Origin of the sequence: Neisseria dentiae (genome assembly GCF_024580525.1) — a bacterium.
Lineage (GTDB): Bacteria > Pseudomonadota > Gammaproteobacteria > Burkholderiales > Neisseriaceae > Neisseria > Neisseria dentiae_A.
In genome coordinates this window covers 1-438 of sequence record NZ_JANIKQ010000072.1, presented here as the reverse complement: position 1 = coordinate 438, position 438 = coordinate 1, and the positions used below count along the sequence as shown (strand labels likewise).

The 438-nt window shown below is 50.2% G+C and carries 1 protein-coding gene; it reads right to left on the bottom strand.

The features are described 5' to 3' along the window. The coding region (locus NQ012_RS12915) for an FAD-dependent oxidoreductase (RefSeq protein ID WP_257067976.1) at positions 1-438 on the bottom strand (438 nt) is incomplete at both ends.

The window sequence follows — 438 nt, the reverse complement described above, 5'->3', positions numbered from 1 at the left end:
CATAGACTTCCTGGGTGTTGCGCCCTTCAGGCTCAAGAAAGATTTGGTGTCTCGGCTTGTCGTTAAAGCGGACGACCTTGTCTTCAATAGACGGGCAATATCTCGGTCCCGTTCCTTTGATCATGCCGGAGTACATCGGTGAACGATGCAAATTGTTGTCAATGATTTCGTGCGTTTCCGGACTTGTATATGTGAGCCAGCATGGAAGCTGGTCTGTAATATATTCCACCGTCTCATACGAAAAGGCCCGCGGCACTTCATCACCGGGCTGGATTTCCGTTTTGCTGTAGTCAATTGAATGACTGTTGACCCGCGGCGGCGTCCCTGTTTTAAAACGGACGAGGTCAAAGCCGAGCTCTTCAAGATGTTCAGACAGCTTGATGGACGGCTGCTGGTTGTTCGGTCCGCTGGAGTATGACAGATCGCCAAGAATGATTT